This window comes from Aquimarina sp. AD10, assembly GCF_003443715.1.
In the GTDB taxonomy this organism is placed as follows: domain Bacteria; phylum Bacteroidota; class Bacteroidia; order Flavobacteriales; family Flavobacteriaceae; genus Aquimarina; species Aquimarina aggregata.
Genome location: NZ_CP031965.1, coordinates 5,295,141 through 5,317,000, shown reverse-complemented (window position 1 = coordinate 5,317,000; position 21,860 = coordinate 5,295,141). Strand labels below are relative to the sequence as shown.

The following is a 21,860-nucleotide window of genomic DNA, read 5'->3' as shown; positions in this document are numbered from 1 at the left end:
ATAAAGTCTTATTTCTTAGGCATCATAACAGCATCCACTGTGTGTATAAATCCGTTAGATGCTTCAACATCAGTTGTAATCAATCGACCTCCGTTACCACTTTCGTCTATCAAATATACAGTATCCCCTTTTAGAGAAGCTGTTATACGAGACCCCTCAAGAGTTTTTAAAGGAATACTTCCTCCACCTTCTCTTATCGCTTTTACAATATCTCCTTTAGATATTACACTTGGAATGATATGGTATTTTAATACTGTTGCTAATTGCTCCTTATTTTCAGGGTTCAGCAACTTTTCTTTTGATTTTGGCGGAAATTTATCAAATGCATTATTGATGGGAGCAAAAATAGTAAAACCTCCTTCTTGCGTGAATGTTTCTGTAACTTCTGCTGTTTTAATAGCATCAGAAAGAACCGAAAAACCCTTATCAACAGAAGTAAACTCTATAATGGTTGGTAATTTTTCTTCCAGCTCCTTATTTGCATTAATTTCAGGCAAATCTGATATTTTTTGAGCTATTAACTTTCCGTTTTCATCTTTTGTGACTATATATTTTTCAGAGTCACTACATGCAGTGGTTAATAATAAAATAGCACCTACAAAAACAGGAAATAAATTTCTAATATTCATTATGACGGGTTTGATTTTAGTTTAATTTAATCTAGCTTTTTTTAAACGTTGAAAAATTATTTAGCTTTGGTAATCTTAGGTTAAATAACTCTTAACAGAATCTTAAATTCATTCTATCACATAGAATATAAAAGACGTAAATAATACAGTAATAATAAAGGATAAATATAGTATCATGATCAGCACATACGTGATGTAAAATTATTATCTGTAGCCATTCTTTTAGAATTCGTTTTTACTTTCCTTATCATTCAATTTAATGTGCTATTATCGTTTACTGTTACTATAAATAACCTTCATGTGCTTTAACATACCTTAAAATATATAGTTTTTAGGTATCTTAGATTGCATTAAAAAGTAACGCTATCTTAATCGATGTAATCTGAAAAAATTAATTCATGAGTTTTTTAAAAAAAATTATCTTAGCACTCTCTCTAATCGTTATAAGTTTTGTAGCATACACCTTAATATCTACTGGTTATTTCAGAACCATTGAACCTCATTTTAATGGTGAAATCTTGAAAAAAATACCTTTAGTAGGTGCAGAAGATATTACAGTGAGTCATATAGATGGATTTGCCTTAATCTCGTCAACAGATAGAAAGATTTACCCTCCTACAAAAGAAGAGCATGGAGGCTTATATAGCATGGACCTAACATCTGGTAATTTTAATCTTACACATCTTACTTCGTCTTTCTCTAAGTCTTTTGCTCCACATGGAATTTCTATACTTAAAAAAGATAGCACCTATATCGTTATGGCGGTCAATCACACTCCAAAAGGACATTCAATAGAGGTGTTTACGAAAAATAAAGAGCAACTTATTTTCGAAAAATCATTAATCGATTCAACTATGATTAGTCCTAATGATATTGTTTTGGTAGACGAAAATAGATTCTACTTCACTAATGATCATGGTTATAATGAAGGCTTCGGAAAATTCATGGAAGAATATGGTGGGCTTTCTGTTGCTAACGTGATCTACTTTGACGGCAAAAACTATAGAGAAGTAGCAAATGGTATCGCATATGCTAACGGAATAAATCATGACCCTAAACGACAATTACTCTATGTAGCCTCTCCTCGTGGTTTCTTAATTAAGGTCTATAGCATCAAACAAAATGGAGATCTAGAATTCATAGAAGATATTCCCTGCGGTACAGGCGTGGATAATATTGAAATCGATCCGCAAGGCAACCTTTGGGTAGGGGCTCATCCTAACTTATTACGATTTAAAGCATATGCCCAAGGAAAAAAGGAAACCTCTCCCTCAGAAATTTTAAAAATTAGTTATCGTGAAAAAAATGATTATTCTGTAGAAAAAATTTATGTAGAAGATGGCAGTACAATGTCTGGCTCGACAGTTGCCACACCTTATGAAGATTTAATCATTACCGGAAATGTCATGGATAAGGACTTTTTAATTTTAAAACCTAAAAAGTAATATCAATACTTATCTACCATATTAGCATTTCTTTACATAGAATTCTTACCATAATTTTGATACAATGTATTATTTTTATAGCACAAAACCTTTACGCTATTCTTATCATGGTAGAACCATTAAAAAATCACATATTAAGGTTTGTCACCCCACCTAGTAATGAACTCTCCTTATTCTTAAGAGCGTTAGAATATCAAGATGTCAACAACAAAGAATACCTTTTAAAAGAAGGGCAATACTGCAAACATATATATTTTATAATAAAAGGCTGTTTTAGATCTTATTTCTTAAACAGTAAAGGTGTCGAAAAAGTGATTAATTTTGGAATAGAAGATTGGTGGTACACCAATTTTGATAGTTTTATTAATCAAACTCCTTCAGAATTTAGTATCCAAGCCGCAGAAGATTCATTGATCTTAAAAATTAATAAAGAAAAATTAGATTGTATTCTAAAGGACTCTCTTTCCTTAAATCAATATTTTAGAATCATACATGAAAAAGTACGTATAGCAGATCAACGTAGAATTCAATTTATGTATAAATTATCAGGTGAAGAGCTGTATACTGTTTTTTGCAAATATAATCCTGATTTCGTTCAACGTGTACCTCAATATATGCTTGCCTCATATCTAGGATTTACTCCTGAATTTTTAAGTAAAATAAGAGCTCGTAAAAAACCAAGAACTCTTTTTTAATTTAATTCCTTTTTTAAGTCTAAAACTTCATAAAGTAGAACTATTTTGATTTTTTCTTTTTAATCAAAATAAGATATAAATTATACAGATTAAACACTTTGTGCACAGCATAGAAGAGTCGAGAATAAAAAAAAACGAATCAGTTTTATCCATTTTTTTAGGAAATATAAAAATCAAGGCAAGTTCTATATCTATTAAAGCAAATCTAATGAGGAAAAAGCATTAAACACATACTAAACCACCCTGTTTCAGGGTGGTTTAGTTATAATTTATTGTTTAATAATTTTTCTTACTAAGAAGCCTTTATCTGTTCTAAATTTTAAAAAATAAACACCTGATGGAAGTTGACTTGTATTAAATACTTGTTTATTATTTTCTGTAATATAACCTACAGAAAAATGTTTCCCTGTTATAGAATAAAAGTCCGCCTCAAATATCTTCTCATTTGTTATGCCATTCACAATAAGTTCATCATTAAATGGCATCGGAAATATTTTATATGAATTGTTCGCAATAAACTTATCGTTATAAACCACATCAGCCTTTATCGTATTAGAATTACATGTATCACCATTACAATTTTGAGTAAAAGTTGTGATACTGCTATCGATTCTTTTAAATTTTACAGTTGCAACATCAACATTATCAACACATATAAATTGCAACAAAGGAGCACCAGTAGCTACAAAATAGAATATATTACTTGTATTACCATTTTTAATATTTAAAGATTCTAAAAATGCGTTATTACTAACATCTAAACTAGTCAATGAATTTACACATGATAAATCTAAATTGGCAAATTTATTATTTTTCACATTCAACGACTGCAACATCTTATTATTTGAAAGATCAAGTTCAGTAAACTTTGCATTCGCAATATCTAATCGCTCTAAGGCTACATTATTTAAAAGATTTAATATTGAGAGTTCAGTATTTGCAATCGAAAGAATTTTTAATTTTACATTATTTGTTACATCTAAAGTTTTCAGGTTTTTATTATTTCCTATGTACAAACTTTCCAGATTAACATTATTAGATATATTAAAATCGGAAAAATTAGTGCCATAACCTGCAAAACTTTTTAAATTAATATTAGAAGATAAATCAATCTCGTTATATAAATCAGATTGCCATTCTAATTTTTCTAACTTAGTATTAGCACTTAAATCTATAGTAGTTATTTTAGAACCTCCCAGAGAAAGATCTTTCAATTCTATATTGGTTGATAAATCAAGAGAGGTTAAATCACTTGCAAATGCTTCTAATTTCACTAAAACAGTGTTTTTAGATATATCGATAGCAGAAAACTCTGTATGTCTTATGTTAAGCTCTTCTAAGTTAATATTTGCCCTTACATCAAGATTAGATAAATAATAATTACCCGAAACATCTAGTATTTTTAATGATAGATTTTTAGACAGATTTATATTTGAAATCTCATTTCCGCCAATATTTATTTCTATAAGAGATGTATTGGTAGAAAAATCTAAATCTTGATTTACCGATTGTTCTGAACAATCAAAACCCTTAAGATTTACAAAAGTTTCAATACCCGTAAGATCTTCTATTAAGTTTTCATAACTAAAATTATAATTTCCTACTTTCAAAAAACCATTAAATTTTTCTGCTTCAGAAACCTGAATTTCTCCATCTGCGTTACTATCTATTATAGGGTCATGACTTAATATTCGATTTTTGAAGTTAACATCTGGAATGTAAACAATAGAACATTGATTTGTAAATACCGTAGAGCTATCAATATTTGTAAACTGCTCATTAGCATACGCCACATCATCAACACAAATTTTGGCTGTTGGAGCTATACTTCTTAAGTACAAAGTAGTCATATTTATATTGTTACCATTTTTAACATTCACTGAAGATAATTTGCGACTAAACCCTGCAGAAAGATGGGTCAATCCTTTTTGAGTAGAAACGTCCAATTCGGTAATCACATTATTATTACCACAAGTTATAGATTTCAAACTTGAGATCTCAGACAAATCTAATGATGGAATAGGATTACTAGAACATGTTAAAACTTCCAAATTTGGAAAAGGACTAACATCTATTGATTCTAATAAATTATTATTACATGCAAAGCGCTTTAGAGAAGTAGATGACGATGGTAATATTAAAGTGGTCATATCATTATATCCGCATATAAAAGTCTCAAGCTTATCATTACCAGAAACATCTAAACTCGATAGTTGATTCTGATCACATAGCAAATACGTCAAATTAATATTAGTGGACAAATCTAGACTTGACAGTGAATTTTTTGTACATACTAAATTAGTTAAATTCAATAAATTTGAGACATCTAAACTATCTAATTGATTTTTACTAATACTTAAATACTTTAAAAGAGTATTAGAAGAAAGGTCAACACTAGAAATATTATTGTCCTCGACAAATAATGCTTTAATATTTACAAAAGCCTCAATACCTGTCATATCGACAATATTCTTACTAAACAAATTTAGATTTCCTGTATAAGCCTCTGCTTCTGTAACCTGTATTTCTGTATCTGCATTCGTATTAATAACTAAGTTATCGACTAATGCTTGCTTTAAATTAACATCCGGAATATAAACAACCGAACATTGATTTGTAAATATAGTAGAGCTATCAATATCGGTAAACTGCTCACTAGCATACGCTACATCATCAACACAAATTTTAGCCGTTGGAGCTATATTTCTTAAATACAAAGTGGTCATATTTGTATTGTTCCCATTGTTAACATTTACTGAAGATAATTTACGACTAAACCCTGCAGAAAGATAGGTCAACCCTTTTTGAGTAGAAACGTCTAATTTGGTAATCACATTATTATTACCACAAGTAATAGACTTCAAACTTGAGATCTCAGACAAATCTAATGATGGAATAGGGTTACTAGAACATGTTAAAACTTCTAAATTTGGAAAAGGACTAACATCTATTGATTCTAATAAATTATTATTACATGAAAAACTCCTTAGAGAAGTAGATAACGATGGTAACAATAAAGTGGTCATATCATTATATCCACATGCAAAAATCTCAAGCTTATCGTTACCGGAAACATCTAAATGTGATATTTGATTTTGATCGCAAAGCAAATACGTCAAATTAACATTAGTGGACAAATCTAGACTAGACAATGAATTTTTTGTACAAACTAATGTATCTAAATACAATAAATTAGAGACATCTAGAACACTTATCTCGTTATACGAAACAATCAAAAATTCTAACAATATATTTTTAGAAAAATCCAATGACCGTAACGCATTATCATTACAATAAAATGTTCTAAGAAATGTGTTTTTTGATATATCAATACTTTTTAAATCATTTTCTCCAACTCCTAATGATACTAATTTTGTATTCTTGGTAACATCTAGTTCAGCAATGTTATTCCTATTTAATGCTAAACTAGCAAGCATTATATTTTTAGACACATCTACAGTATACAAATTATTACTCGATAAATTTAGTCCCTTAATATTTACAAAAGCTTCAATACCTGTTGCATCTCCAATATTCTTATTAAACAAATTTAAATATCCTGTATAGGCATTCGCTTCGGTTACCTGTATTTCAGTATCCGCATTTGTATTGATACTTAAATTGTTAATTAATGTGTTTTTAAGGTTGGCATCAGGAATTGTAACTGTTTGAGCATAAAAAATAGTAGAAAAAAGTAATAAAATTACTACAAGAACACTTTGTTTATTAAAGTTTTTATATGAAGTTTTGAATTTATAAAAGGCAAAATTTAAATCTGCAATTTTTATCTGAGAATACTCAAGTATTGCTGAATTGGTTAATAATAAGGTTTTAAGTTTCATTTTGTTTTTTTATAGTTTTGATTAATATCAATGGTAGGTGTCTTAATCAAACAAAATGTTACCCCATTATCATTTAATTTCAAATGCTAAATAAAATCTCCAGATGTAATAATCACGAACTATTTCTTAATCTAGATTAATTTTTTGACCATCCCTTATTCGGATTTTTGTATTGTACTATAAAAACAAAGACATGAATACCGAAAGAATCAACATCAATGAAGTTAATCCTAACGCATATCAACCTCTATATAAATTATATGACGACATAAAAAAAAGTTCATTAACAGCATCAGAATTTTTATTAATCCAGATTAGAGCATCCCAAATTAATGGGTGCGCATATTGTATACAAATGCATATTAAAGAAGCTGTTGAACAAGGAGAAAAACAATTTCGAATTCATGCCCTAGCAAACTGGAAAGAATCTCCTTTTTTTAGTACAGAAGAGCAAATTATTCTTGAAATGACAGAGCAAATAACCAACATTTCTATTGATGGATTACAGGATGCCCTATATCAAAATGCAATTACTATTTTTGGCAAAGAAAAAGTAGCCGATATCATCATGGGCATATGCTGTATTAACACATGGAACAGAATTGGTAGAGCTACATTAATGACACCTATTCCATCGCAAAACTAGGCAAATATAAAACTATGTACATCAAACTGTTTTTAAGACTAACCTTAGCTATAGGTTTTTTATCTGCCATAGCTGATAGGTTTGGAATGTGGTCACAAGAAAAATCTGCATGGGGAAATTGGGATAACTTTTTAGAGTACACACAACTACTTAATCCCTGGTTTCCAGACGCTGTTATAAATCCAATTGCCATAGCGGTTACAATAGCAGAATTGTTACTTGCAATATTCTTAATTATAGGCTTCAAAACTACATTTGTAGCCAAATTGAGTGGTGTAATACTACTTACTTTTGCATTGGCAATGACTATTTCAACAGGTATAAAAGCACCTCTAGATTATTCTGTTTTTACAGCCGCTGCAGCTGCATTTGGTTTAAGTCTCATTAAAGAGAAATTCTTTGAAATAGACACACTAATACATACAGAAAAACAATAGTTTACTTTAATTTTAAGCTAAATAAAATACGCATACTATGATTACAATTATAGGGGGAGGAATAGGAGGGCTGACAACTGCTTTAGCTTTCGAAAAACACGGAATTGATTATCATATTTTTGAAAAAGCACCTTCTTTAAAAACGGCAGGGGCTGGTATATGGCTTGCCCCTAATGCTTTGCAGGTACTAGATTGGCTTGGTATCTTAGATAAAATAGCAGAAAAAGGAAATACTATTGACAGAATATCTGTCACTAATCAAGACTTGTCGCCTCTTTCTGACACACATCAAGGATTCGTAGTTGATACATTTGGATTTTCTACAATAGCAATTCATCGTGCCGAACTTCAAGAAATTCTATTAAACTCCATCCCGAAACATAAAATCACTTTGGGTAAGGCTTTTCATAAATTCGAAAAAGCAACTCCTCAAAAAATAAAAGTGATTTTTGAAGACAATTCTTCTACGGTAACAGACACTTTAATTGGTGCCGATGGTATTCATTCTAAAATTAGAAAACAGTTATTTCCAAAAAGCAAAATTCGTTACTCTGGTCAAACCTGCTGGAGGGGAGTTGCAGATATCAAAATTGACTCAGGTTTTGAACATAGAGGTATTGAAATGTGGGGAAATCAAATTAGATTTGGAATCTCGAGAATATCTGACCAAAAAGTATATTGGTTTGCAGTAGTAACTAGTAAACCAAATCAAAAAGATAATACAACACATCTTAAGAACAAACTTTTAGAAATCTTTTCAAAATTTCATCCTATTGTACATCAACTCATCTCCAATACAATGAATGATAAAATTATTAGAGGTGATATTAATGATATAACTCCTTTACAACAATGGCATACAGATACTATTTGTTTGATTGGCGATGCTTGCCATAGTGCTACTCCAGATATGGGACAAGGAGGTGCTCAAGCAATTGAAGATGCGTATTACCTGTCTCATTTTATCAATAATGAAGAAAATACGGAAATAGCATTTTCTAAATTTCAAAAGAAAAGATACAGTAAAGTAAATACTATTGTTAAATTATCGAGACGTACCGAAAAAATAGCACATTGGAAATACGGACAGAGCTTTCGAAATTTTATACTAAAAAGTACTCCAAATAAAATTTTAGAAAAGAAAATGATTAAAATGTATCAGATTGAAAAAATGAATTGAGTAAAAATTCAAGTCCAAAACACTATAGATTTTTAAAATAAATCAACTTTTCAAACTCTATCTCTAGTTAATGATTGAAGTAAGATAAACTATGCATTAAGCATTTGCCAAAGCTTGTCTTTTAATTCCTGTAAACCTTGTTGTGCGACAGATGATATAAATAAATATGGAACCTTAAGTTGACTATCAAGTTCTACTTTTAATTCTTCTTGAAGCTCATCGTCTAGCATATCACATTTAGAAATCGCAACGAGTCTTTCTTTATCTAATAAATCGGGATTATAGCGCCTTAATTCGTCTAGTAAAATCTCATATTGTTCAGTAATATTAGGAGCGTCTGCCGGTACTAAAAATAAAAGTGTTGAGTTACGTTCTATATGTCGTAAGAAACGATGACCAATCCCTTTACCCTCTGCAGCTCCTTCTATAATACCCGGGATATCTGCCATAACAAAAGTTTGAAAATCCCGATACTCTACAATCCCTAAATTAGGTTTAAGTGTGGTAAACTCATAATCTGCAATTTTAGGCTTTGCTGATGTAATTACAGACAATAAGGTTGATTTTCCTGCATTTGGAAATCCTACTAATCCCACATCTGCTAATATCTTAAGTTCAAGAGTAATATCATGTTCTTGTCCTTCGACTCCAGGTTGCGCATACCTAGGTGTTTGATTTGTAGAGCTTTTAAAATGCCAGTTTCCTCTACCTCCCATACCGCCTTCTGCAGCAATATATTCTTGGCCACTCTCAGTGATTTCGGAAATAATATTTTGAGTCTCTGTATCGCGTATTACAGTTCCCAGCGGTACATCAACATAAACATCTGTTCCATCTGCTCCAGTACTTCTACTTTTACTTCCATGCCCACCATGTTCAGCTCTTAAATGTCGTTTAAATTTAAGATGATGAAGTGTCCACATATTGGGATTACCACGAAGGATAACATGACCACCTCGTCCTCCATCACCTCCATCCGGGCCTCCTTTAGTAATATATTTTTCTCGATGTAAATGCACAGATCCCTTCCCTCCGTTTCCGGAAGTCACATGTAACTTTACATAATCTACAAAATTTCCTTCTGTCATAACTCAGTGCATGTTATCCCCGATAAATTGCGGAGAACTGGTAATAAATAAAACAATTAAAGTTTATCGATAGTAGAACTTAAACGTTCTGTAATCTCTTCAATAGCTCCTACTCCATCTACCCCAAAATATTTATCATGTTTTTGGTAGTAATTTTTTAAGATAGCCGTCTCGTCATAATATACTTTGATACGGTTACGAATTACTCCTTCATCAGCATCATCAGCACGTCCAGAGGTTTTTCCTCTTTCAAGTAAGCGTTGCACCAATACCTCATCATCCACCTCTAATGCCACCATAGCACTTACCTCTGTTCCTTTAGAAGTTAATAATTCGGATAATGAATCCGCTTGTGCTTCGGTTCTTGGAAAACCATCGAATATAAAACCTTTAGCATTTGGGTTTTTATCAACTTCGGCATTAAGCATATTAATAGTAACCTCATCAGGCACTAATTGTCCCTTATCGATATAAGATTTTGCTAAAGTACCTAAATCTGTTGCATTTTTTATATTATATCTAAACACATCTCCTGTCGAGATATGTACTAGATCATATTTTTGTTTTAAAACTTCTGCTTGTGTTCCTTTTCCAGCTCCTGGAGGGCCGAATAACACCAAATTTGTCATGTTATTTGATTTTAGTTGATAAACTTGAGTAAGATTGCGACCTAGTCCATCATAGTCTAAACCGTATCCTACTATAAATTTATTCGGAATTTCAAATCCGATATAATCTATATTAATCTCTTTTGTATATGCTTCTGGCTTGAAAAACAAAGTAGCTATCTTCACATCACTACACCCTTTATCCTTTAAAGTTTCGGATAATAAAGCAATAGTATTTCCCGTATCAATTATATCTTCTAGAACAACAACGGTTCTTCCTGTCAATTTTTCATTGAGGCCAATTAACTCTTTAACTTCATGAGTTGTTTTGGTACCTTCATATGAAGAAAATTTCACAAAGCTTACCTCACAATCATAGTTAAAACGTTTAACTACTTCTGAAACAAACATAAATGCACCATTCAACACCCCAATGAATAAGGGTTTTTTATCCGATAGCTCTTTATTTAACTGATCAGAAACCCTATCAATTGCTGTAGCTATTTCATCCTCTGCAATGAATGGAACAAATTGTAAATCGTGCAGTTTTATCATGCCTTCGTTTACTTACTCTCTACTGGTTTTCAATTTAAAGCGGCAAAGATAGTGATTATAAAAGTTTGACTATAGCATTTACTTCGTATTATTATGGTTATTCTTTATGAAAAATTTATTTTTGCTCACAGTAGGTTAATTTCAAATCCCCGTAATGATAAACTTTTTTTCATCAAATTTTAAATTAGGAATTTTAGGAGGTGGTCAATTAGGCAAAATGATGCTTTATGAAACCCGTAAATATGATATTCAAACATATGTTTTGGATCCAAATCCTGATGCTCCATGTAAGATCGCTTGTAATCATTTTGAACAAGGTAGTTTAATGGATTATGAGACCGTCTACAATTTTGGAAAAAAAGTCGATGTATTAACTTTTGAAATTGAAACCGTTAATATTAAAGCACTTGCTGATCTAGAAAAAGAAGGCAAAAAGGTTTTTCCTAGTGCCAAAACCTTAGAAAAAATACAAAATAAAGGAAAGCAAAAGCTCTTTTATGAAGATCATAATATTCCCACAGCTAAATTTAGAAGGTTCTCTAATAAAGCGCATCTCACAGAAGGAATAACCGACAACAAGGTTAAACTTCCCTTTGTATGGAAAAGTACACAAGGTGGATATGATGGAAAAGGAGTTTCTATTGTGAAATCAGGAGCAGATCTAGTAAAATTACCTGATGTAGAATGCATTGCTGAAGAAATGATCAATTTTAAAAATGAAATTGCTGTAATTGTCGTTCGTAATCCGCAAGGAGAAATCAAAACTTATCCTGTAGTAGAGATGGAATTTCATCCTGAAGCTAATCAAGTAGAATATGTAATTTGTCCAGCAAGAATTGATGAAAAAATTGCTTTAAAAGCGATTGAAGTGGCTAAAAATGTATCAACTGCATTTGAGCATGTGGGCATATTAGCTGTAGAAATGTTTTTAACGCAAAATGATGAAATTTTAGTTAATGAAGTTGCTCCTAGGCCTCACAATAGTGGACATTATAGTATTGAAGCTAGCTACACTAATCAATTTGAGCAACATGTTAGAGCAATTCTTGACCTGCCCTTAGGTGCAACAGAAAGTAAAGTAGCTGGTATTATGGTTAATTTGGTTGGTGCCGATGGACATACAGGAGACGTTGTATATAAAAATATAGAAAAAATAATGGCTTGGAGTGGTGTAACCCCCCATATCTATGGAAAAAAACAAACACGCCCCTTTAGAAAGATGGGACATGTTACAATTGTTCATGAAAGCATAGAAGAAGCCAGAATAATAGCCGAAAAGGTAAAAAAGACTATAAAAGTAATTAGTAGATAAATAATATAATAAATATCATAATGAGCAAGGTTGGGATTATAATGGGTAGTACTAGTGACATGCCAGTAATGGAAAAAGCTATTGATATACTACAAGGTTTTGATATAGAAATAGAAGTAGACATTGTTTCTGCACATCGAACACCCGAAAAACTATTTGATTATGCCAAAAATGCGCATACTAGAGGTATCAACGTTATTATTGCAGGTGCAGGAGGGGCAGCACATCTGCCAGGAATGGTTGCATCACTATCGCCATTACCTGTAATAGGGGTACCCGTTAAATCAAGCAACTCAATAGATGGTTGGGACTCTGTATTATCAATTTTACAAATGCCAGGAGGTGTACCTGTTGCAACTGTTGCACTAGATGGCGCATTAAATGCTGGTATACTTGCAGCTCAAATCATTGGTTCTAATGATTCATGTGTATTAGATAAAGTTTTAATATACAAAGAAGGGTTAAAGCAAAAAGTTATTGAAGGAGCTAAAAAAGTTAAGAAATAACCTCTGTAATAGAGCCATAAAAAAAAGAGCCACTTCTCAGTGACTCTTTAAATATCAGGTCTTACAAAAGAATATAACAATATTTATTAACCAACTTAAATATATTACACAAAAAAATTCAATGTAAGACCCTACTCTTAAAACCTACTACAAAGGTAAAACCTTACTTTGATTACACAATAGAAGTAACAAAAAGTTATTAACAATTTTAGTTAAAAAGCTGTTTTTTTCGATGAAATGCAATTTTAAAAAAAATTAACATTTTTTTTTAACATAAAAACACACATTAAGGAGAAAAAATAGAGTGAAAATATTTTTAAAAGAAGAAAAGAGCTATAGAAATTATAGCTCTTTACATATATTTGGTCTTTGGTTCGAAAAAAATTATTAACGCTCATACCCCCAGCAAAAATAATTTTCGAGTTTCCCTACCCATAGACCCTTTCACTAATAAACCGTGTTAAAGGTACAGGTATACCAAAGCAGTTAGATTAAAAAGCATGAAATGAAATCCTCTTTTTTCGATAAAAGACACCTTTTCTCGATAAAGAATAAAAAATATAATTAATAATTTAAAAAAAGAGCTATATAATGAACAATCCATTATTAAAAAAGTTTGATGCCGCTCCATTCGAAACAATAAAGTCTGAACATTTTCTACCAGCAATAAAAAATGGAATTAGTATTGCCAAAGAGGAAATTAATGCCATAGTTTCTAACACAGAAGAACCTTCTTTTACGAATACCGTCGAGTCATTAGAATATTGTGGTGAACTTTTAGATAGAGTAACAAGCATTTTCTTTAACCTAAATAGTGCAGAAACAACAAAGGAAATACAAGAAATTGCCCAAGAAGCCTCTCCTTTGTTATCAGAGTTTAGTAATGATATCGCATTGAATCTGGATTTATTTAAAAGAATTGAAACGGTTTACCATCAAAAAGACTCTTTAAATCTTAATCCAGAACAATTAACATTGTTAACCAAGAGATATAAATCTTTTTCCAGAAATGGAGCAAACTTACCAGATACCAAAAAAGAGACTCTACGAGAAATTGACAAGGAGCTTTCTAAACTAAGTCTCAATTTTGGTGAAAACATATTAGCAGAAACTAATGCTTATGAACTATTACTGACTGATGAGTCTGATTTAGACGGATTGCCAGACGGTGCAAAAGAAGCTGCAAAGGCAATGGCTGACGCTAAAGATAAAAAAGGCTGGCTAATCACATTAGATTATCCTAGCTATATTCCTTTTATTACCTATGCTAAAAATAGAGAATTACGTAAAAAACTCGCTCTAGCCTTTGGTTCGAAAGGTTTTCACAATGATAAATTTGATAATCAACAAAATGTTCTTAAAATAGCGAACTTGAGACACCAAAGAGCTCAACTTTTAGGGTATTCATCACATGCGCATTACATTTTAGAAGAAAGAATGGCGAAAACCCCTGATACTGTTTTTTCATTTCTTAATGAAATTTTAGAAAAAGCAAAACCCGCAGCAGAAAGAGAGTTCAAACAATTAGAATCTTTTGCAAAAGAACTTGATGGAATTGATCATCTCGAAAAATGGGATGGAGCATACTATACCGAAAAGCTAAAGCAAAAACTTTTTAATCTTGATGATGAAAAGTTAAAACCTTACTTTAAACTTGAGAATGTAATTGATGGTGTATTTACTATTGCCTCAAAACTATTCGGACTTCAGTTTAAAGTAACTGATGAAGTAGATACATATCATGAAGAGGTTAAAACTTTTAACGTCACTGATACCAATGGAAATTTTGTAGCTTTATTTTATGCAGATTTTCACCCTAGACCAGGAAAAAGAAACGGTGCTTGGATGACTTCTTATAAATCACAAATGAGAAAAAACGGTTTAGACAATAGACCTCATGTATCTATTGTGTGTAATTTTACAAAACCAACACCAAGCAAACCATCTTTACTTACGTTTAATGAAGTAACTACTTTATTTCATGAATTTGGCCACGCACTTCATGGCATGCTTGCCAATACTACATATCCGGGACTATCAGGAACTAGCGTTTATTGGGATTTTGTTGAACTCCCTAGCCAAGTATTAGAAAATTGGTGTTATGAAGAAGAAGCTCTAGCACTTTTTGCTAAACATTATGAAACAGGTGAGATAATTCCTATGGACTTAGTTGAGAAAATCAAAGAATCTGCCACATTTATGGAAGGAATGACGACTTTGCGTCAGCTTAGTTTTGGCTTACTTGATATGTCTTGGCATTCACAAGATCCTAGTGTTATTAAAAGCGTTAAAGAACATGAAAAAGAAACTTTCTCAAAGACTTCTTTATATCCCAATGTAGAAGAAAATTGTATGAGTACTGCCTTCTCTCATATTTTTCAAGGAGGTTATTCTGCAGGATATTACTCTTATAAATGGGCAGAAGTATTAGATGCCGATGCATTTGAATATTTTAAAGAAAATGGAATTTTTAACAAAAAAGTAGCTGAAAAATTCAGAGATAATGTATTATCAAAAGGAGGTACAGAAAATCCAATGATACTTTACAAGCGTTTTCGAGGTCAAGAACCTAAACCAGAGGCATTATTAAAACGTGCAGGGTTACTAAAATAGAAGATAAACGAGTAAACTGAGCTTGCCGATTTTTTTCAGCTTTTCAATAACTAGGTTATGTTACGACAAGCTCAGACTCACAAATTTGGCAAAAAATTTTAAAATTACTTCTTAATCATCTGCTTGGTATAACTTTTAGAACCATTAAATAAGGTTAAAAAGTATGTTCCTGTAGAGAGTTTAGAAGTATTTATTTTGGTATTTCTTTCTTTAAGTTTGACCTCTTCTATAATATTACCTATACTATCAATTATAAGTATCGAGCTTCCTTTCCATAAATCATTATTTACCGAAAGATTTATATATGCTCCACTTACTGGATTTGGAGATAACACTAACAATGTATCATCATCTGCTAATTTGGTAGTTGCTATATAGTTGCGTGCTGATGTTCCGCAGGCTCCTATAAGAGTCCATCCACTATTAGTTCGTTCATAGAGACTACCTTGATAGGTTACTCTATCTCCTGGTTGATAACTTGTGGATGAGTTATATGGTGCTACACCATCACAAATATCTGTACTTCCGCCAGAACCTTCAGTTAATTTAACATCATCAATAACAATATCACCTTGCCAACTAGTGCCAGTTACAGCATTAAATCGTAATTGTATTGTATTGCCGATGTATGAAGATAGGTTAATACTAGCAGTATTCCAACTGTTTCCTTGTTCTCCTGTTTTACTAAAGATACTGGTCCAAGTTGCACCATTATCTGTACTTGCTTCTACGGTTAAATTTCCAACGGCACTACCTAACATGTGGTACTGAAAACTAAATGTAGCTTTAGAAACACTACTAAGGTCAAAACACGGTGAATTTAAAATTGCTCTTTTATTTGGAAACCCATTTCCGTTACCAGACGCCTCTACATATATATATGATGATCCTTCTGCCGCTGCACTTGGTCCTGTACCATTAGAAGGAGTTCCATTTGCATCTATAGTCCAGTTTAGATTATCGTTACTTGCCTGTGTCCAAGTTCCTATTGCACCTTCAAAACCTTGTACATAAGGAAAAGAAGATGTTGTAGAAGCACATTGGCCTCCTCCTGGGCCTCCGGTAGTGACTCCATTAGAGATTTCAATCAAATATTCTAAAGCCAATTTTGCAAATTTTGCAGCATGTGTAGCATTAGGCGTTGGAGAGCGATCAAAAGTATCGCGTGTAGTATGAATATTAGGGTTACTCTGGTTAAAAGTTGCCTCAAAAGGAAAGGCAACATCATATCCTTGTTGTGCCCAACTATAGTGATCTGAACATCCATAATTACACTGCGAAGTACCATACGTAATTTTATGAGTCCCCGAAGCATTATAGTATTGCATTAGATCCACCAAGAAATCGTTTAAAGTGTCGTCGTTGTATGAGTCAGTAGAAATATATACATCATTAGATGAACCTTTATAATTGGTCATATCTAATTGCATATAACTTACAACATTTACATTACGCCTTTTATAATCTTCAGCGATTTCCTTGGACCCTCTTAGCCCTACTTCTTCTGCCGCAAAAGCCATAAACTCTACTGTTCTTTTAGGTTTAAAATTCATTGCAAACAAAACTCTTGCAGCCTCTGTAATTGTTGCTATTCCCGAGGCATTATCATCGGCACCTGGAGCATTATTACTATTACCCCCTCTTGCAGTAGAATCAATATGCCCTCCGATTATTACAAATTCATCTGGTTCTTCGGTACCTGTAATAGTCATAACCACAGATGGCATATTAGTACTGGTATGATTTACAATTCTTACTGAAACATCACTACGCCCCGCAGCTAATCCTTCCCACTTAGTTTTTAAATCTACAACAGATTGACGGGCACTATTGGTTGTATGATAACGTGATCCATAATCTTCTAATTGTTGTATTTGGTTAGCTATATTTCTATTATTTACTAAATCAAGACTCTGTCTTACTAATGCATCTTGAGTTATAGAAAATACTGCTCTTTGTTTTTCTGCAGCTCTTTTATTGATATTAGAAATTGAAGCAAGTGCATTTTTTTCGGATGTTTCATATATGAAACCAGGACCATGAACTAATACTTTATGATGGAGTTCTTCTGCCGCATTTTGACTCAGTTTAACGGCGCTATAACCGTTTGATGAATCGATAATCACAATATCTTCTGGATGGTCAATTATAAGTTCTTTAGCATCCTGAGTTTGCATGGTTGCAAAAAACATACTGTCTTCTTCTTGAGCATAACTATACGATAAAAAAAAGCATAAAAATACTACTGAAATAAATTGGTTAAATTTTTTCATTATAAGTTTGAGTTTGTATTAGGGCTTGAAATTACACAAAATCAGCACTTAACAAAAATGGCTCTACCACAAAATATTGACTGTATTAACATTAACAAATAATTAAAATTAAACATTATACAACCCACAATTATGGTATTACTTCAAGTGTAGGTAATGTAAAGTGCCCTGACTTTAAAAGTCAGGGCACTTTCTTTATTTTGTACTCGTTATTACGTATTATAAATACTATTGTATCACCACTCTTTCTGTAGTACTATAACTACCACTATCATCTGCCATTCTAATAATATAGACACCTCGAGATAATCGATCAGAATTAATAGTAATCGTTTTATTAGATGTTATCTCATCATAATTATTTTGATACACTACATTTCCTAACATATCATAGATTGTGATATTTAGATTAGAATTTAAAGCTCCAATGGTACTCATCCTAATTATACCGTTTGTAGCTGGATTAGGAGATACATTTACACTAAAATTTTGAGCATTTTCTAATTTTTCTAATTGTGCCAACTCCTTCTCTACTTCACTCTTACTAAACTTACTAAACAATAAACTTCTTAATAATGAGATATCTATTTTCCTCGTAAATGAAGCTCCTACTTCACTAACACTACCATCAGATGATAATACTCTTAAATTAAGAATAGCATTTCTTCTTTGGACTCTAGCTCTGATAAACTCTTTCAGGAGGGTTCTAAATAAACTTCGAGCCTGATCCTTTTCTGGAGAAAATAATGTCTCTGCAGATTTTTCATTAATTAATAATCCCTCAAAGTTTTCATTAAGACTACTTTGTAGTGTATACACAACAAGATCATTATCTGGATCTATTGCTTCATCCCATGAAATTATCAATCCTCTTCTTGTATTAACTTCACTAATTTCAGTAGTTGCTGGGAATCTATTATCATCTCTAAGAATTTGACCTCTTAATTCTCCTGAAGCAATTTCCAAAGAATGTACATTGATATATAATTCTCCTGCTAATAGCGCATCTCTTTGCCCATCTGTAAGGGTAACCACATTGTTTGCCGCTTCAAATACTCCACTAAGGTTATCTTCTGATGCAGTAGAATTTAGCAAAAATTGAATCGCTCCTGTTTGATTAGCATTACCTAAATGTGCATGTGCACCTCCTGCTAATTCTACATTTAAAGCAGACCCAAGATTATTAAAACTTCCGCTGGCAATCAGAGAGTTTCCGGTAACTTCGAATTGAATGTTACCAAAGGCATCACTTACTGCCAATGGAATTTCGTTTCTACTATCTAAATTTGTTGCGAAATAGCTCTGCGCCAATGGCATTACCTGCCCTCTTAACTCTCCTGCTCTAAATACACTACTATGAATATTTGTATATATTCCTCTTTCAAACAATGCATTTACAAATGAATCTGGTGTTTCTCCGGAAGCTACAATAACTCCTGCTTGATTTAAGTCAAAAGTATTATTCTCGGGTAAGAATACTCCATTATTTTGATCATCGGCAGTTGTATTTAAGATAATAGTTACGGGACCATTTGTACCAGCAACACCAGTATGTAAATGAATACCTCCTGCTAAATCAGTTGCCAAAGCTCCTGTTAGACCATTATAAGATCCTGAAACCACCAATTGATTGTTACTTGCATCATACGATACCAATAATCTACCATTTGCTGTGGTATTGGCTGCTTCAGGAACCTCTTGTACTCCCGATAACTGTACTCTAAATGCTGCATTAGTTAAGGGTGCTATCTGCCCTCTTAATTCTCCTCCTCTAAATGTTTGCGAATGCACATTTACATAGTTCCCCTGACGTAACAAAGTAGCCACTTGTGCATCTGATAATTCAAATATATTATCTTCTGCTCTAATAATTGCACTTCTATTATCTTCTGCTATTGTTAAATTTAAGATATTAGAAATCCCTCCATTTCGTCCTACTACTGCATCGTGGATATGAGATCCTCCTGCTAAATCTATAGCGATATCCCCTGCTAATCCAGAAAAAGATCCCGAAGCTGTTAGGATATTCCCTTTAAGGTCAAATATGATATTTCCACCAGCGGTAGTAACTATCGATGGCACTTCATTGCTTCCTGATAAATTAGCTCCTAAAACAGCATCGGATGTAGGTACAATCTGACCTCTTAATTCTCCTCCTATATTAGCTTGGCTATGAATATTGATGTACAAAGATCTAGATCTCAGTAATTCTAACTGACTAGGACTTAACTGATATCGATTGTTAAATGTACCATTACGATTTGTATTATCTGTTTGGATACTTAAAAATAGTCCATTAGATATGGGTCCGTTTGATCCAGCTACTGCTTCATGGATATGACCTCCGCCAGCCAATTGTCTAGCTAAATCTCCTTCTAACCCTGTAAATGACCCCGTAACCTCAAGCATATCACCTCTCAATATTATCTGTGCAGCTCCAAATGCTCTTGTTGTTACTGCTGGATTTTCTTGTGTTCCAGTTAAAGTGGCTTCAAAAGTTATAGGTTGTTGAGAAGCTCTTCTCACCACAGTAATTGTATTTTCTGAAATATCTGAGCATGGTAAATCATCTAGAGATGATAGTGGTTGTCCTACTTGGTTTAATCCGTTACCTTCTACGCCTCTATACGACCATCCCCAAATCTGACAAGTACCTGGTGCAACTGATTCTAAATCAATTTGATTGGTATTTACAACGTTTAGGATTAAACCCGTAACCGCATCAGTAATTACATACCTGTAAGATAAGTTCTCTGCGCCAAGATTTTGATGAACAACAATAATTGGATTTGCAACGCCATCACCAACAATAATTTCTGAAGAATTCTGATCATTAATGGTAGTGGTTCCATTGGCAAGATCTGTATTTTCAACGTCGATGGCAACCGTTCCACCATCAGCTACTTCTCTAATCACTGTAATCGCATTGTCTGAAATATCTGAACATGGTAAATTATCTAAAGATGATAATGGTTGACCTACCTGATTTAATCCGTTACCTTCTACGCCTCTGTAAGACCATCCCCAAATCTGGCATGTGCCTGATCCTGCTCCGTCTAAGCTAATCTCTCTTGACTTTACTACGTTTAAGATTAAACCTGTAGCGGCATCTGTAATTACATATCTGTAAGATAAGTTCTCTGCACCAGGATTCTGATGTGTTACCACTAAAGGATCTTCTCTTTCATCTACACATATAACAGCTTCGGTATCGCTATTAAAGCTTGTAGTACCATTTGGATTTCCTGTTGCGTCAATATCAATAGCAACCGTTCCACCATCAGCTACTTCTCTAATTACTGTAATCGCATTGTCTGAAATATCTGAGAAAGACAAATCATTTAATGACGATAGTGGTTGTCCTACTTGATTTAATCCATTCCCTTCTACTCCTGTATACGACCAACCCCAGATTTGACATGTACCTGAACCCGCTCCATCTAAGCTAATCTCTCTTGATTTTACTACATTTAAGATTAAACCTGTAGCAGCATCAGTTATTACATATCTATATGATAAGTTTTCTGCTCCAGGATTTTGATGTGTTACCACTAAAGGATCTTCCCTTCCATCTACACATATAACAGCTTTGGTATCGCTATTAAAGCTTGTAGTACCATTTGGATTCCCTGTTGCGTCAATATCAATAGCAACGGTACCACCATTGGCATTATCTACTACAATGGGATTTGAATTGACTTTATTTTGTTGATCTTGGATGGCATATGTGCTCATTCCATACAACCCGACAAAAAGGGTCATGAGTATTAATTTTAATCGAATTTTGAGTAAACCAAAAAGGTTTTCATAAGAGTTCTTGTGTTTCATGATTTGTGATTTTAAGTGATTTAAATTAAAATGATTTGTGATTCTAAACTGATTGTTTAGATATCTAACAGGGGTATATACGAGCCCGATACAAAAGTGGTTTTTGTAATTTTTACGTTTAACTCTTTTTTAACATTTAAGACATTAATTAGGTATTTAGTTTTTTAATTTTCAATATTTTTTGAAAGTTTAAAATTTTTTAT

Annotated in this window: 14 protein-coding genes; 8 read left to right on the top strand and 6 right to left on the bottom strand. The window is 32.5% G+C overall.

The features are described from left to right. Window positions 1-8: 8 nt before the first annotated feature. Window positions 9-629: a fasciclin domain-containing protein gene (locus D1816_RS22035; protein ID WP_066314509.1), complete on the bottom strand. Its 621-nt coding sequence runs from the start codon at window positions 627-629 to the stop codon at window positions 9-11. 398 nt (window positions 630-1,027) lie between these two features. Between D1816_RS22035 and D1816_RS22030 the strand changes: the two genes are divergently transcribed. Continuing rightward, window positions 1,028-2,074: a strictosidine synthase family protein gene (locus tag D1816_RS22030; protein WP_118505735.1), complete on the top strand. Its 1,047-nt coding sequence runs from the start codon at window positions 1,028-1,030 to the stop codon at window positions 2,072-2,074. A gap of 107 nt (window positions 2,075-2,181) precedes the next feature. Further along, window positions 2,182-2,769: a Crp/Fnr family transcriptional regulator gene (locus D1816_RS22025; RefSeq protein ID WP_118505733.1), complete on the top strand. Its 588-nt coding sequence runs from the start codon at window positions 2,182-2,184 to the stop codon at window positions 2,767-2,769. A gap of 269 nt (window positions 2,770-3,038) precedes the next feature. Here D1816_RS22025 and D1816_RS22020 read toward each other — a convergent pair whose 3' ends face one another. Next, entirely contained in the window at window positions 3,039-6,611 is a 3,573-nt protein-coding gene (locus tag D1816_RS22020) for a T9SS type A sorting domain-containing protein (protein WP_118505731.1), read from the bottom strand. Window positions 6,612-6,804: 193 nt separating this feature from the next. On the opposite strand from D1816_RS22020, the gene D1816_RS22015 reads away from it, so the two are divergent. From D1816_RS22015 to D1816_RS22005, 3 genes are read left to right on the top strand one after another with little or no spacing between them, the layout of a single operon-like run. After that, entirely contained in the window at window positions 6,805-7,257 is a 453-nt protein-coding gene (locus D1816_RS22015; RefSeq protein WP_118505729.1) for a carboxymuconolactone decarboxylase family protein, read from the top strand. A 14-nt stretch (window positions 7,258-7,271) separates the two neighbouring features. Then, window positions 7,272-7,694, top strand: coding sequence for a DoxX family protein (locus D1816_RS22010; protein WP_066314517.1), 423 nt, complete (start codon window positions 7,272-7,274; stop codon window positions 7,692-7,694). Window positions 7,695-7,731: 37 nt separating this feature from the next. Beyond that, window positions 7,732-8,874 carry an FAD-dependent monooxygenase gene (locus D1816_RS22005; RefSeq protein WP_118505727.1) on the top strand — a complete coding sequence of 381 codons (1,143 nt, stop codon included), beginning with the start codon at window positions 7,732-7,734 and terminating at the stop codon, window positions 8,872-8,874. 89 nt (window positions 8,875-8,963) lie between these two features. Here the strand turns inward: D1816_RS22005 and obgE are convergent, their stop codons facing one another. Together obgE and D1816_RS21995 are read right to left on the bottom strand one after the other, a co-directional pair. Beyond that, complete coding sequence (obgE, locus tag D1816_RS22000; RefSeq protein ID WP_066314519.1) at window positions 8,964-9,962, bottom strand: GTPase ObgE; 999 nt, start codon at window positions 9,960-9,962, stop codon at window positions 8,964-8,966. A 56-nt stretch (window positions 9,963-10,018) separates the two neighbouring features. Beyond that, window positions 10,019-11,125: an adenylate kinase gene (locus D1816_RS21995; RefSeq protein WP_082832441.1), complete on the bottom strand. Its 1,107-nt coding sequence runs from the start codon at window positions 11,123-11,125 to the stop codon at window positions 10,019-10,021. Between the two features lie 157 nt (window positions 11,126-11,282). Here D1816_RS21995 and D1816_RS21990 point away from each other — a divergent pair, with 157 nt between their 5' ends. The 3 genes from D1816_RS21990 (at window position 11,283) to D1816_RS21980 (ending at window position 15,556) form a co-directional block, all read left to right on the top strand. Beyond that, complete coding sequence (locus tag D1816_RS21990) at window positions 11,283-12,437, top strand: 5-(carboxyamino)imidazole ribonucleotide synthase (RefSeq protein WP_118506318.1); 1,155 nt, start codon at window positions 11,283-11,285, stop codon at window positions 12,435-12,437. 20 nt (window positions 12,438-12,457) lie between these two features. Then, window positions 12,458-12,943, top strand: coding sequence for a 5-(carboxyamino)imidazole ribonucleotide mutase (purE, locus tag D1816_RS21985; protein WP_066314523.1), 486 nt, complete (start codon window positions 12,458-12,460; stop codon window positions 12,941-12,943). A 591-nt stretch (window positions 12,944-13,534) separates the two neighbouring features. Continuing rightward, complete coding sequence (locus D1816_RS21980) at window positions 13,535-15,556, top strand: M3 family metallopeptidase (protein WP_118505725.1); 2,022 nt, start codon at window positions 13,535-13,537, stop codon at window positions 15,554-15,556. A 104-nt stretch (window positions 15,557-15,660) separates the two neighbouring features. On the opposite strand, the gene D1816_RS21975 is transcribed toward D1816_RS21980, so the two are convergent. After that, window positions 15,661-17,829, bottom strand: coding sequence for a M20/M25/M40 family metallo-hydrolase (locus D1816_RS21975; RefSeq protein ID WP_118505723.1), 2,169 nt, complete (start codon window positions 17,827-17,829; stop codon window positions 15,661-15,663). Window positions 17,830-18,057: 228 nt separating this feature from the next. Next, on the bottom strand, window positions 18,058-21,657 hold the full coding sequence (locus D1816_RS21970) for a CHRD domain-containing protein (RefSeq protein ID WP_118505721.1): 3,600 nt from the start codon (window positions 21,655-21,657) through the stop codon (window positions 18,058-18,060). Window positions 21,658-21,860: the final 203 nt, after the last annotated feature.

Bases quoted from the DNA above. Each gene is read 5' to 3' on its own strand.
- D1816_RS22035 (WP_066314509.1), bottom strand. From the start codon at position 629: ATGAATATTAGAAATTTATTTCCTGTTTTTGTAGGTGCTATTTTATTA.
- D1816_RS22030 (WP_118505735.1), top strand. From the start codon at position 1,028: ATGAGTTTTTTAAAAAAAATTATCTTAGCACTCTCTCTAATCGTTATA.
- D1816_RS22025 (WP_118505733.1), top strand. From the start codon at position 2,182: ATGGTAGAACCATTAAAAAATCACATATTAAGGTTTGTCACCCCACCT.
- D1816_RS22020 (WP_118505731.1), bottom strand. From the start codon at position 6,611: ATGAAACTTAAAACCTTATTATTAACCAATTCAGCAATACTTGAGTAT.
- D1816_RS22015 (WP_118505729.1), top strand. From the start codon at position 6,805: ATGAATACCGAAAGAATCAACATCAATGAAGTTAATCCTAACGCATAT.
- D1816_RS22010 (WP_066314517.1), top strand. From the start codon at position 7,272: ATGTACATCAAACTGTTTTTAAGACTAACCTTAGCTATAGGTTTTTTA.
- D1816_RS22005 (WP_118505727.1), top strand. From the start codon at position 7,732: ATGATTACAATTATAGGGGGAGGAATAGGAGGGCTGACAACTGCTTTA.
- obgE (WP_066314519.1), bottom strand. From the start codon at position 9,962: ATGACAGAAGGAAATTTTGTAGATTATGTAAAGTTACATGTGACTTCC.
- D1816_RS21995 (WP_082832441.1), bottom strand. From the start codon at position 11,125: ATGATAAAACTGCACGATTTACAATTTGTTCCATTCATTGCAGAGGAT.
- purE (WP_066314523.1), top strand. From the start codon at position 12,458: ATGAGCAAGGTTGGGATTATAATGGGTAGTACTAGTGACATGCCAGTA.
- D1816_RS21980 (WP_118505725.1), top strand. From the start codon at position 13,535: ATGAACAATCCATTATTAAAAAAGTTTGATGCCGCTCCATTCGAAACA.
- D1816_RS21975 (WP_118505723.1), bottom strand. From the start codon at position 17,829: ATGAAAAAATTTAACCAATTTATTTCAGTAGTATTTTTATGCTTTTTT.
- D1816_RS21970 (WP_118505721.1), bottom strand. From the start codon at position 21,657: ATGAAACACAAGAACTCTTATGAAAACCTTTTTGGTTTACTCAAAATT.